Source organism: Ruegeria sp. AA3 (assembly GCF_056542905.1).
Genome location: NZ_JBQGAQ010000005.1, coordinates 71249 through 83422, shown reverse-complemented (window position 1 = coordinate 83422; position 12174 = coordinate 71249). Strand labels below are relative to the sequence as shown.

General features: G+C 55.1%; 12 protein-coding genes. 2 read left to right on the top strand and 10 right to left on the bottom strand.

Annotated elements, in window-relative coordinates; genetic code table 11:
- Window positions 1-94: 94 nt before the first annotated feature.
- The 4 genes from ACR0JR_RS10515 to ACR0JR_RS10500 all read right to left on the bottom strand — a co-directional run bounded on the left by ACR0JR_RS10515 (window position 95) and on the right by ACR0JR_RS10500 (window position 3293).
- Entirely contained in the window at window positions 95-892 is a 798-nt protein-coding gene (locus tag ACR0JR_RS10515) for a S49 family peptidase (RefSeq protein ID WP_170772091.1), read from the bottom strand.
- Between the two features lie 104 nt (window positions 893-996).
- Window positions 997-1758: an ABC transporter permease gene (locus tag ACR0JR_RS10510; protein ID WP_010443573.1), complete on the bottom strand. Its 762-nt coding sequence runs from the start codon at window positions 1756-1758 to the stop codon at window positions 997-999.
- Window positions 1755-2684 carry an ABC transporter ATP-binding protein gene (locus tag ACR0JR_RS10505; protein WP_170474003.1) on the bottom strand — a complete coding sequence of 310 codons (930 nt, stop codon included), beginning with the start codon at window positions 2682-2684 and terminating at the stop codon, window positions 1755-1757. Before ACR0JR_RS10505 ends, ACR0JR_RS10510 begins: the two co-directional genes overlap by 4 nt.
- 93 nt (window positions 2685-2777) lie before the next feature.
- Window positions 2778-3293: an SRPBCC family protein gene (locus ACR0JR_RS10500; RefSeq protein ID WP_480456103.1), complete on the bottom strand. Its 516-nt coding sequence runs from the start codon at window positions 3291-3293 to the stop codon at window positions 2778-2780.
- Between the two features lie 144 nt (window positions 3294-3437).
- On the opposite strand from ACR0JR_RS10500, the gene ACR0JR_RS10495 reads away from it, so the two are divergent.
- Window positions 3438-4532: a CaiB/BaiF CoA transferase family protein gene (locus tag ACR0JR_RS10495; RefSeq protein ID WP_480456102.1), complete on the top strand. Its 1095-nt coding sequence runs from the start codon at window positions 3438-3440 to the stop codon at window positions 4530-4532.
- Between the two features lie 58 nt (window positions 4533-4590).
- On the opposite strand, the gene hemE is transcribed toward ACR0JR_RS10495, so the two are convergent.
- Window positions 4591-5625 carry a uroporphyrinogen decarboxylase gene (gene hemE, locus ACR0JR_RS10490; RefSeq protein WP_480456101.1) on the bottom strand — a complete coding sequence of 345 codons (1035 nt, stop codon included), beginning with the start codon at window positions 5623-5625 and terminating at the stop codon, window positions 4591-4593.
- A 107-nt stretch (window positions 5626-5732) separates the two neighbouring features.
- Here hemE and hemC point away from each other — a divergent pair, with 107 nt between their 5' ends.
- Complete coding sequence (gene hemC, locus ACR0JR_RS10485; protein ID WP_170772100.1) at window positions 5733-6689, top strand: hydroxymethylbilane synthase; 957 nt, start codon at window positions 5733-5735, stop codon at window positions 6687-6689.
- A gap of 236 nt (window positions 6690-6925) precedes the next feature.
- Here the strand turns inward: hemC and ACR0JR_RS10480 are convergent, their stop codons facing one another.
- The 5 genes from ACR0JR_RS10480 to ACR0JR_RS10460 form a co-directional block, all read right to left on the bottom strand.
- Entirely contained in the window at window positions 6926-9208 is a 2283-nt protein-coding gene (locus ACR0JR_RS10480) for a CHASE2 domain-containing protein (RefSeq protein ID WP_480456100.1), read from the bottom strand.
- A complete protein-coding gene (locus ACR0JR_RS10475; RefSeq protein ID WP_480456099.1) occupies window positions 9209-10213 on the bottom strand; it encodes a FecR family protein in 1005 nt (334 codons plus the stop codon).
- Window positions 10214-10484: 271 nt separating this feature from the next.
- On the bottom strand, window positions 10485-10667 hold the full coding sequence (locus ACR0JR_RS10470) for a hypothetical protein (protein WP_170544856.1): 183 nt from the start codon (window positions 10665-10667) through the stop codon (window positions 10485-10487).
- 196 nt (window positions 10668-10863) lie between these two features.
- Entirely contained in the window at window positions 10864-11151 is a 288-nt protein-coding gene (locus tag ACR0JR_RS10465) for a hypothetical protein (protein ID WP_480456098.1), read from the bottom strand.
- 243 nt (window positions 11152-11394) lie between these two features.
- Window positions 11395-12075 (bottom strand): GntR family transcriptional regulator, encoded by a 681-nt coding sequence (locus ACR0JR_RS10460; protein ID WP_480456097.1) that lies wholly within the window; start codon window positions 12073-12075, stop codon window positions 11395-11397.
- Window positions 12076-12174 lie beyond the last annotated feature (99 nt).

Below are 12174 nucleotides of genomic sequence, written 5' to 3'. Positions count from 1 at the left end.
ACTCAACCGTTTCTGACCCGGAAAGCGGAGCTTTCCGAACATCGCCAGAACACCCATGGCAACCAGAAACAGTGTGACTATTTTGATGATCACGTCACAACCCGAAACGCGCGTATGCAGCACGCTCCTCAAGCCCGGCAAAGGCATCCTGCGCAATCGTCGCCCCAAAACGGGACCAGATCGGTTTGCGCAGGCCGTAACGGCGGAATTTGACCTTTTCGCCAAACTTCTCCTGCATTTTGGGCTTCAGATGTGCAATCCCGTCGATCAATCCCAACTCTTGCGCACGCCGCGCTAGCCAAACCTCGCCATTGAACAGATCAGCACTGGTATCCAGCTTGCCGTCTCGGCGAGACTTTACGTGATCAATGAAATTCTCGTGGATATCGCCCAGCAGCACTTTGAGCCGTGCAACGTCGTCTTTCTTTTCGGGGGCAAACGGATCGAGCATCGATTTCGACTGACCCGCTGTGTGCACACGTCTTTCAAAGCCCTGGCGTGCCAGAAAAACATGCGCGCCGAAGCCAGAAGAGATCACGCCTATTGATCCCAGAACCGAACTGTCATCGGCCCAAATCTCATCTGCCGACGCCGCCAACCAGTATCCGCCTGAGGCGGCCACATCTTCGACGAAGGCATAGACCGGAATATCAAGCTCTTCCGCCAGCCGCCGGATACGCGCACCAATCAATGAGCTTTGAACAGGCGATCCACCCGGAGAATTGACCTCAAGCGCCACGGCGGCAGGCTTGCCTTTGCGAAAAGCTTTTTCCAGCACCGGCGCTAGGGAGGTGGCATTCATCGACCCGCGCCCAGCCATTCCGATGGCACCGGACAGACGAACAACGGCCACCATGGGCTGCTTTTTCAGGAAGGGCAGGCTGAGTTTCATGGAAGCCGATGTAGAGGGCGCCGAGGCTGTAAACAAGAGACCCGAAGCGCCATAAACGCGACGTGAACCAATTTCACACACCTGATGGGCAAAAATGCAACGCCCTAGCTACGGATGCGCCAGCCGGTTTTGAAGATCCAGCCGATGATTGCAAGGCAGATTCCGGTAAAGGCAAGTATGGCCAGAAGGCTCCAGAAAATGGGTACATCGGCGATTCCGTAGAATGACCAGCGAAAACCTGAAATCAGATAGACCACGGGGTTGAACAGCGTGATCGTTTGCCAGAGGGGCGGCAGCATTGAGATCGAGTAGAACGTGCCGCCCAGAAAGATCAGGGGCGTCACGACAAGTTGAGGGACCAACGACATCTGCTCAAAATTCCCGGCCCAGATACCCACGATAAAGCCCAGCAACGAAAAGCTGAGACAGGACAGGATCAGGAAAGCCGCCATGGCAAAGGGGTGTTCTATGCGTATATCGACGAAGAACGTCGCAGTGGCCAGAATGACAAGGCCGACGAAAAGCGCCTTTGTTGCCGCGGCACCCACATATCCGATCACAATCTCAATGAAATTGATCGGCGCCGACAACAGCTCATAAATCGTGCCCAGAAACTTCGGAAAATATATGCCGAAAGATGCGTTCGAGATCGACAGCATCACCACAGATAGCATGATGAGGCCCGGTACGATAAACGCGCCATAGGACACGCCCTCAATCTCTTGAATACGACTGCCGATCGCGGTGCCAAACACCACGAAGTAAAGCGAGGTCGACAGCACTGGCGACAAAAAGCTCTGTGCGAGCGTACGGAAGAACCGGGCCATTTCGAACCGGTAGATTGCGGCAATTGCGGACCAGTTCATGCGGGCTCTCCGGATACGAGGTTTACGAATATCTCTTCAAGGCTCGACTGACGGGTCTGAACGTCGCGCAATACCAGACCAGCCTGCGCCACATCATTGAGAAGAGTGGTGATCCCGGTACGATCGGCATGGGTGTCGTAGGTATAGATCAGCGAGTCTCCGGCCCCATTCAAAGTCAGGTTATGCTCGGACAAGCTTTCGGGAATGGTCGATACAGGCTCGGTCAGCATGACCTCGATCTGTTTTTTACCCATCTGCGCCATCAATGTGTCCTTATCCTGGACCAGCAAAAGCTCACCCTTATCGATGACGCCGACACGGTCGGCGATTGCCTCGGCTTCTTCGATATAGTGGGTGGTCAGGATGATGGTGACACCGGCCAGTTTCAACTCGGCCACGATCTCCCACATGTCCTTACGCAGTTCGACATCGACGCCAGCGGTGGGTTCATCCAGAAACAGCACCCGTGGCTCATGCGCCAGAGCCTTGGCAATCAATACGCGGCGCTTCATGCCGCCAGATAACTCCTTGATTGAATTGCGGCGCTTGTCCCAAAGGGACAGCTTGCGCAAAATCTCTTCGATCCGGGCATTGTCAGACCCGTGGCCGAACAGCCCTCGTGAGAAGCGAACAGTATTCCAAACCTTCTCGAACGGCTCCAGCGCGATCTCCTGCGGCACCAGTCCTATCATCTTTCGCGCCGCGCGAAACTCGGTCTGGATGTCATGCCCCCCCACGGTAACCGATCCTGATGTCGGAGTAGTAATGCCGCAAACGGTGGAAATCAGCGTTGTTTTACCAGCACCATTCGGACCCAACAGCGCAAGAATCTCACCTTCTTCAATGTCCAGAGACACGCCTTTCAGCGCCTCAAAACCATCGGCATAGGATTTCCGCAAATCGCGGATGGACAAAATGGTGGTCATGCGTTCCCTCGTTCTGGCCCTGCAACCTATCGCGGAGGACCATCATGGAACAGTCCAATTTCGCACAGGCTCATGCGCATGTATGCAGGGGGCTTAATCTCGCCCTGTCAAACGGCCTAGCCAACCCTTTTTGTTTTCTTCCTCGGCGTCATCGTCTTCCGTCGGTGGCCCTTCAAAGTGCTCTTGCAGATTGGCAAAAAACTGATCCGCCATCTTCTTGGCAAATCCATCAATCAGGCGGCTTCCCAACTGCGCTAGCTTGCCCCCCACTTTGGCCTCGACTTCGTAGGTCAAAAGGGTGCCACCAGACTCACTTGGCTCGAAACTTACATTCGCACTGCCCTTAGCAAAGCCTGCGGCCCCACCCTTGCCCTCACCCGCGATGGTCAGACGTTCCGGTTCAACCATGTCAGACATGGTAACGGTCCCTTTGAAGGTCGCTTTCACGGGACCGACCTTTTGCACCACGGTCGCATGGTATCCTTCAGTCGGATCGCCCGTGATCTCTTGTGCACCGCTGATGCAAGCTTTCAGCACTTCAGGATCCAGCAGGGCAGAATAAACTTCGGCGGGTGACGCCTGAATTTCGCGCGTATCGCTTAGCTGCATCTGAGAACCTCTTTCATACCTACGGCAGACCGACATAGACCTAGCCCTGAATTGTCGATGCAAGCAACCCAATTGCAGGGGCAAAACAAACTCTTCGCTTGCATTCGCTGCGCCACGCAGAAACCCTGCGTCGCAGGAGGGACCATGCTGAACGGAATTCGTATCATCGAAGTCGAAGGGCTTGGCCCGGGCCCTTTCGCTGCCATGCTGCTGGCGGATATGGGTGCGGACGTCATCACTATTCACCGCAAAGGATCTGCGATCACACCGGGAATGCCTGAGCGTTCCCTTCTGGACCGAGGCAAGCGATCCATTGCGCTGGATCTCAAGGACCCACAGGAATTAGAGATAGCTAAACGTCTGATCGCAACCGCTGATGCGCTGATCGAAGGCTTTCGCCCTGGCGTGATGGAAAAACTTGGGCTGGGCCCTGAGGATTGTCATCAGATCAACCCGAAACTGGTCTATGGCCGAATGACTGGTTGGGGCCAGCAAAGCCCTTTGTCCAACACTGCAGGCCATGATCTTAATTATATCGCGCTTTCGGGGGCGTTGTCTTACGCGTCCCCACCTGGCCAACTACCTTTAACACCTGCAACGCTCGTCGGAGATATCGGCGGTGGCGCACTGTATCTGGTCGCAGGTCTGCTAGCCGGGCTTCTGAATGCCCAAAGCACAGGAAAAGGCACGGTGGTGGACGCCGCCATCTACGATGGTTCAGCCCATATGATGAATCTGCTGATGAGCCTGCGCCAGACTGGCAACCTGTCCGACACTCGGGGTGAAAGCCTGCTGGACGGCCCGCATTGGAGCCGCACTTACACGTGCGCAGACGGTGGCTTCATCTCAGTTCAATGTCTGGAGCCAAAGTTTTACGGCTGCTTTCTGGATATCCTCGGGCTTGGCGATGATGCTGAATTCGCTCGGCAATATGACCAAGCTGCGTGGCCGGGCCTGACGGTACGCCTGAGCAAAATATTTGCCGAGAAACCTCGCGATGAATGGGCGGCGCTGTTCCAAGATACAGACGCCTGCGTTGCCCCGGTCCTAAGCCCGCAAGAAGCGCTAGATCACCGAATGAACACGGCTCGCCAAACATGGATCGACCACGAAGAAACACGTCAAGCCGCAGCCGCACCAAGATTCTCAACCTACGATTGGCACCCTCGATCCAGCCCAAAACGCGGAGAGCACACAGATGAAATTCTGAACGATCTCCCGCCCGCTTCATCTGGCTGAAAATATCTCGGGGGTGAATTGGCCGAAGGCCAAGAGGGGACTGGCCCCTTAGCCCGGCTTACCGCCCGCGCACCGTATCGATCATCAGTTGAACATTCTCCGGGTCCGCATCCGGTGTGATCCCATGTCCCAGATTAAAAATATGCGGCCCCTTCGAGAAGGCCTTAACAATTCGACGTGTCTCATCAACCAGCGCCTGACCACCCGTGACCATATGCAATGAGGCCAGATTGCCCTGTACACACCCATCGACTTGTACATTCGCAGCAGCCCATTCGGGCGACACAGAATTGTCCAGTGCGACGCAATCCACTCCGGTGGCTTTGGCGAACCCGATGTAGCCCTGATCCGCTTCGCGAGGAAATCCGATGACGGGAATGCCCGGATGCCGGGCCTTTATGGCAGCGGTAATCAAGCGGCAGGGTTCAACAGCGTATTTCTGAAACGCTTCGCCCTTCAATGATCCTGCCCAGCTATCAAAGATTTTGACAACCTCGGCCCCGGCCTCGATCTGAGCTGACAGGTATTCAATTGTCGCTGCAGTGATCCGATCCAGTAGCGCCTCGAACAGCGCAGTATTTTCTTCGCGCAGCGCATGGGCTGGCCCCTGATCCGGGGTGCCCCGTCCGGCGATCATATAGGTCGCCACTGTCCAGGGCGCGCCTGCAAATCCGATCAATGTAGTTTCAGAAGGAAGCTCACGCGAAAGAATACGCACGGTCTCATAAACCGGAGACAGAGTTTCATGGATCGCATCAATCGGCTTCAGCGCATCGAATTCCGATTGCTGCGTGATCGTGGACAGACGCGGCCCCTCACCAGTGACAAACCATAAATCCGCGCCCAACGCCTGTGGCACCAGCAAGATATCGGCAAACAGGATCGCAGCATCAAATCCGTAACGGCGGATGGGTTGAAGGGTAACCTCAGCGGCCAGCTCGGGGTTATAGCACAAGGACAGGAAATCCCCCGCCTGCGCCCGTGTGGCGCGATATTCGGGCAGATACCGCCCTGCCTGCCGCATCATCCAGATCGGTGGAACGTCCTGAACTTCACCCGCCAGCGCCCGCAGTATTTTCTTTGTCTCGGCCATTCGTGCCCCCAGTATTCCGGTTTGGTGCAACGGGTCGGCCCTCAGTGGCAATTTGTCAAGCTCTGCCCCCATTGTCAGGGCAATGTGACGCGACTAAAGCTGTGCACATGAGTCTGATATTGCCTACCCCCGCATCGCCTCTGAAAATCGGTACCCGTGGATCCCCGCTGGCGCTGGCGCAGGCCTATGAAACCCGTCAGAGGCTTGGTGCCGCTTTCGACCTGCCTGAGGACGCGTTCGAGATCGTGGTGATCAAGACGACCGGTGACAACCGTGCCATGATCGACGCAGACCGACCGCTGAAAGAGATTGGCAACAAGGGTCTGTTCACCAAGGAAATCGAAGAGGCGATGCTGAAAGGCGAGATCGACATCGCTGTGCATTCGACCAAGGACATGCCGGTGGAACAGCCTGACGGGCTGGTGCTGGATACATTCCTGCCACGCGAGGATGTGCGCGATGCCTTTATCTCGCCGTCATTGAGCTCGATTCACGATCTGCCCGAAGGCGCTGTTGTCGGGACGTCTTCGCTGCGTCGCCGTGCACAATTGCTGAACCGTCGGCCCGATCTGAACGTGGTTGAGTTTCGCGGCAATGTTCAAACCCGGTTGAAGAAACTGGCCGATGGCGTGGCCGATTGTACGTTTCTGGCCATGGCCGGTTTGCGCCGGTTGGATATGAAAGACGTCCCAGCGACCGCCATTTCCACGGTCGACATGCTACCCGCTATTGCTCAGGGCACGATCGGCATTGAAAGACGCAGCGATGACACGCGCGCTGCAGAAATGCTGGCCGCAATTCATCACGTTGAAACCAGCCAGCGGCTCGCCGCCGAGCGCAGCTTGCTGGCCGGGCTGGACGGTTCATGTGAAACTCCGATTGCTGGATTGGCTGAAATCCGAGATGGCCAGTTACATCTGCGCGGCGAAGTTCTGCGCCCGGACGGGTCCGAGGCCATCAACGATGAGGTAACCGCATCGGTCGATGACGGGATCGAACTGGGCCAGTCCATGGCGACATCTCTTCTGAAACAAGCTGGTCCAGGTTTCTTCGATTGGCGATAAGAAAAAAATTTATACAACTTCAAGGTAATGTGAACTTCTTCACTGTATCTTCTGTTGGATTGTCTAAATATGAGTTTATTCCAATGAGGATGGAAGGTCGGTCTCGAATATATCGAAAGTTTTAGCCCGTTTTTGTTTTAGATAGTATTCGAGGGGGCGAGATTGATCTTTCTGGCGGGGCGCAGTTGAAAATCAGCTGCGCCTCGTTCTTTCTCCAAAGTAATCGGGTGATGATACTATGTCGCGTTTTCGCGCAGGCCATTATGATGACTGAATACCGGTTGGGCATGCACCATCTCTGACCGAAAATCCGCAGCACGGCCGGGTAATGTGCCATAGAATGATGCCAGACCCGGCTCGACTGTCGCAGCGAGCGCTGCGCATTCTTTGCTTAGGTTCGCAACGTCAAACTGTGACGCCCGCGATCGAACGGCTTCCAATAGCCTAAAATGCGCAGCCTCCAACGCTTTAAACTCAGCGCTGCCCGCTAGATCCCTGTCACCGACAAGAAGGTAAACTGGTTCTGGTTCACTCTTGCCCTTCAGATCAACAAATCCCGCCTCGAGCAGTGCCAGATCAGATTTTGTGGCCTGCTGTATCGAGTGTGAGACAAGTATGTCGTAATCCACATGTCGGCAATTCTGCTCGATCCGCGCCGCCACATTCACCACATCCCCGATAACCGTATAGTTGAAACGACGCCGCGAACCGATATTGCCGACACAGGCGGCTCCCGTCGCGCACCCGGTGGCGAGGGCAATCGGAGGACGATCGCGCATAATGGAGGAAGAGTTAAAATTCTCTAACGCCACCCGCATTTTCAATGCGGCCAATGCAGCGCGACACGGATGATCATCGACCGGCAGTGGCGCATTCCAGAAGGCCATGACCGCATCGCCGATAAACTTATCGATGGTTCCGCGTTCGACAAGAATCTGGTCCCCGATTTCAGAAAAAAGCGCGTTTAGCAAAGCCACCAAATCTGTGGCGGATACCGACTCGGACAAGGGGGTAAATCCTCGAATATCCGAGAACATCACTGTGATCTCCTGAGATTCTCCACCCAATTGCAGTTGATGCCCATTGGCCTCCATCTCATCGAGGATCTCGGGCGCTACGTAATGCGAAAAGGTTTGACGGATCACTCGCTTTTCCCGTTCGGTTGAGATAAACAGGTAGCCTGCCAACAACCCGAAATTTGCCATTCCTCCGGCCAAAGGGAAGGTCGCATCAAACAAAATCGATTGATTCTGAAATGAAAGCCAGCTGATAAGGATCACCACCATTGCCGCTACGCCGCCTGTGACAAATGATGCAACCGCTCCAAAGTTGGACATCACCACGGTGACAACAATGCCAAGAATCACAAATGCCACCAGTTCCAGCGCGGCGGTCACATCAGATCTGCTCAGCAAATCACCAACTAAAATCTGTTCGATAAGCTGCGCGTGAATCGAAACACCTGGTACGGACTCACCCAACGCTGTCTGGTGCATATCGAACAAACCGGCCGCAGACGTGCCCACCAGTATGATATGGCCCTCGATTTCTGATCGAAGCGCCGGATCATCAGGGTTTTGCATGATTGCATCTGCCGACAGATATAAATCTGGCTGATCTTTTCGATACCTGACCCAAACCTCGCCATCTTCAGTTGTTGGCAGTCGAAAATCCCCGATTTCGACCGCAAGTACGATCCCTTCTTCCTCAGAAGAGCCCTCGACCAGAATGTAAGGGGCATCCAAAGCAACTCTCAAAGCTTCGATGCCCAACCCCGGCAGCGCGCCGTCTGGTCCACCCCACAAGGCTGGAACACGTCGTACGACGCCCATCCCCCCAATCGGTGAGACATTAACGCCGCCAATTCCCGCGGCGCTGCGGTCAAGAGGTGGAGCAATTGGCGTCCAGTAAGGCACCGAGACCAACCCCGCGGTCGGGTTTTCTCCGATCTCGACGATGCCGGCCTTGGAGCTGATCTGACTTCCTTCCTGGGATGTTCGGGCGGCGGTGCCTAGTACGACTGGCCAATGAGCAACCTCTAGCCCAAACACGACATCGTAGTCGGCTTTTTGCGCATGACGCTCAACGGTCAGAACCCCTGCAAGCGCCGGGTCATTGAGCAATCGCGTGGGGGAATATCTGTCAGGCTCGGCAAACAGCATATCAAATGCTATGGCCGCCGCGCCGTTTTTACCTAGATTTTGAACCATCTGCGCCAATAGTGTGCGCGGCCAGGGCCATTGACCCCAGTTAGCCAATGACTGCTCGTCTATATCCAGAACCTTAACCGGTAATTCGGGGTTGTATTCCCTTGGCGAGATGCGCTGAAGCACGTCGAAGTAGATCAGGCGAGACATACGTACGGGGTAGGGGTCTAGAATTCTTATGAAGCAACCCAACAAGATCAGCGCCAAACCAGCCAGGCGAAAACCCAGTCGTCGACCAATTCTGGCTTTGATCTTACCCGCCACATTCGCCTCCTTGGCGCTGGGGGAAAAATAGGCTTGCGATGTCTTCACCTACCTGTTTGCGGCTGCGGACGCGTTGCCTCGATCACCCGGGCTACCACTATTCCCCTTGCCATGCCCGGGACCTTTGCCTTTGCCAGGGTTCCCTGTTCCGCCTGAAGGTCCGGTTCGACCAGCAGGATTTGAACCGTCCCCTTGGCCAGAACGATTTGAGTTGACGTCTGGTTCAGGCTCTGGCGCTGGGGGTTCCGGTGTCGGAGGTTCAGGTTCAGGTTCCGGTTCAGAAGGTTCAGTTCTGGACACCCTCACAACTTGGGTCTGAATGACCCTTTGAGGCGCCGCGCTTCGTTGAACCGGAATGTCTGATTGCCGAACCGCAAGAGGAACAGATTCCCTAGCGCATCCGCCAAAATCGACCTGAAGCGGACTCAGCAGATCCCTTTGAGACTGAACGAATGGAAAGCCATTCTTAAGGGCCAACTCATATTGTTCCTGGTCGACGGGGCGACCAACATTCCCACCCAGTGAAGTCGCGAACAGGCTGCACTGGCGCCCGGTCGAGCGGCACCTACCCGATCGACTGCACATGCGGACCTTACCTTCCAATACCAGCATGGCACTTTGCTTACCCGGTACAACCCACATGTCGAAGGTTGTGCCACGTACAGCCATGGTCGCTGTGGGGGTTTGTATGGAATAGGCTCTTTTCTTACTTTTACCCGAAATGAATCGAAAACTGCCACCCAAGGCCTGAACCGCGAAAGATTTTGCTTTCTTTTTTCCGCGCAACATTGAGACATCCAGCACCATTTGTGCATTCGGGCCGATTGCGATCTTGGTATCATCTACGAACAACAACTGTACGACGCCGGATCGGTCGGTAGAAATGGTATCTCCGGAAACAACTTCCATCCCTTCACGCAGACGTATCTTTTTGCCAGCGCGAACTACATCGGCGCCCTGCTTGGCACTCAATACCTTTCCGATAGAGGCCGTGACCGATGCCGGTAATGCAGCCAGAACCATGAAAACAAAAAACAATCTTAACCAGGCCAAACCCAAGTCCCCTTCCCCCAAAAGGTACCCACTGGGATGTTAAATCACCCCTCGCCCGATATCTGTCGCCTCAGAGAGCTAAATCTGATTAGTTATTCAACCCATTAAATCTAGACAAATATGCGCTCAAACCGGTGCATTTGGCAAGCATCGGGGTATTTGCCTGCGTTTCCCGCGTTTTGAAATCTCTTATCCAAGGCTCGGTACAGCCACATCATTGGATTTGATCAACAGTTCTCAGAACAACTTTTCAGGCGCAAATTGTACGGGGTCACGTCTGCGCAGCGGCAAGACATCCCCAAATCGCACAATGCTTGGACCAGACATCCTCGCCCTCGTCATAGAACCGCTGGGCGCGCTTGTTTACGACGATGAAAATCGGCACGCAGTCCAGGCGGTGACGATGCCTCCGGCGAACTTTGGCGCGCGCCAGTCGATGGCAAAGGCGTGTCATTGGGCCGGATCTCCTACACTTTCCACGCCTTGACCCAGAAGGTCGGCAATACCACGCCGCAGTTATAAGGCGTTCCCTTGATCAGTAAGCTCTTTGCAGGCTCACCCCATACGCGGATCAACCAGTAGGTATACGCCTGAAAACCGCCCAAAACAGCGATCACTGCTTTTGGCGAAATCCGGCAGGATTCACCTACTTAGGTGTAATCCACCCATTGGACTTTATCGTCAGTCAGCTCCAAATGCGTGACAGCGGCTTTACACAGAATATCTACCGCCAGACCAACCGCGGTCCGGTAATCTGCATTCTCCAGAGACTTTCCGCCCCCCATGAAGAGCGTGTTGCTCCGGGACAATGATAGGGCTCCAGAAAGCGAAGGTAGGAACCGGACAACCCGCTCCTCGACCCACGACAGGCATTCCTCGGACGCGCGGATCGCCGGGCGGGCCAGATGCTCGTTATTTTTCCCGTCAGCGAACTTCAACAGATCAAACAGAAATTCGTGCTGTTGTATCCCTCGGTCAGAGGCCTCAGCGGTCCGGAGTGCATGCCGAGAAATTAGAATGTGTAGCGCGTATTGCCACCACGATAGCGTTTCGCTGCTGTCTCGAGGATCAAATTCCCGCCCTTGCCTCGGCGACAGTCATCGCATCGCAGAGAGCTACGTTCCCGCTCTCGACCAAAGCGAAACCGCAAGCTTCGTTTTGAGCGGCCATATCGAGATTACCTACTGGGTTTCGTCTCTCCTGCGGTCGCGTTCCTGCAATGCACGGATGCGCATCCGTTGTGCGGCCTGAATATGCGCACGCATCTCCGTCTCAGCAGCTGCACCGTCGCGAGCATTCAAAGCCACCATAATGCGCCGATGCTCGGCCACCGCAGCCTCGGCCCTGTCACCCTCCAACAGTTGAGATGGCCCAAGGACCAGCAGAGCCTTTTGCAAGGATAACATCGACTTTGCCAGAAACCGGTTCTTGGCTGCATCCAGCAGTGTCGCATGAAAAATCCAGTTGATCCGCACAGCGTCCGGGCCCGTGCCTGCCTCCGCCAGTCGATCATTCAGAACCTCAAGCTCATCCAGTTCGACACCTGACGCAGCGCGGGCGGCCAAACGGGCAGCTGTCCCCTCAAGCACCGCGCGCATTTCATAGAGCTCCATCACCTCTGCATAATCCAGACTGCGCACGGTTGCGCCCTGCCGTGGAACATGGGTCACCAATCCATCAGCCTCCAATTGACGGATCGCCTCGCGCACCGGGGTGCGGCTAACTCCCAATCGTTCAGACAACTCTATTTCTCGCAGGCGTTCACCGGGCAGAAGATTGCCTTCGCGAATATCGTCCAAAAGACGTTGGTACGCGGAATAGCCTTGCGGGCCGGGCTGTAAGGGGTCGTCCTGTATGGTCACATTAGGCTCACTTGTCTTATTGCATCCTATTGTATACAGTTGAATACACAACGAGTCAATGACGCTGGAAAACGTTCCTTGCCCACGCTGATCAACACA

Bases quoted from the DNA above. Each gene is read 5' to 3' on its own strand.
- ACR0JR_RS10515 (WP_170772091.1), bottom strand. From the start codon at position 892: ATGAAACTCAGCCTGCCCTTCCTGAAAAAGCAGCCCATGGTGGCCGTT.
- ACR0JR_RS10510 (WP_010443573.1), bottom strand. From the start codon at position 1,758: ATGAACTGGTCCGCAATTGCCGCAATCTACCGGTTCGAAATGGCCCGG.
- ACR0JR_RS10505 (WP_170474003.1), bottom strand. From the start codon at position 2,684: ATGACCACCATTTTGTCCATCCGCGATTTGCGGAAATCCTATGCCGAT.
- ACR0JR_RS10500 (WP_480456103.1), bottom strand. From the start codon at position 3,293: ATGCAGCTAAGCGATACGCGCGAAATTCAGGCGTCACCCGCCGAAGTT.
- ACR0JR_RS10495 (WP_480456102.1), top strand. From the start codon at position 3,438: ATGCTGAACGGAATTCGTATCATCGAAGTCGAAGGGCTTGGCCCGGGC.
- hemE (WP_480456101.1), bottom strand. From the start codon at position 5,625: ATGGCCGAGACAAAGAAAATACTGCGGGCGCTGGCGGGTGAAGTTCAG.
- hemC (WP_170772100.1), top strand. From the start codon at position 5,733: ATGAGTCTGATATTGCCTACCCCCGCATCGCCTCTGAAAATCGGTACC.
- ACR0JR_RS10470 (WP_170544856.1), bottom strand. From the start codon at position 10,667: ATGACACGCCTTTGCCATCGACTGGCGCGCGCCAAAGTTCGCCGGAGG.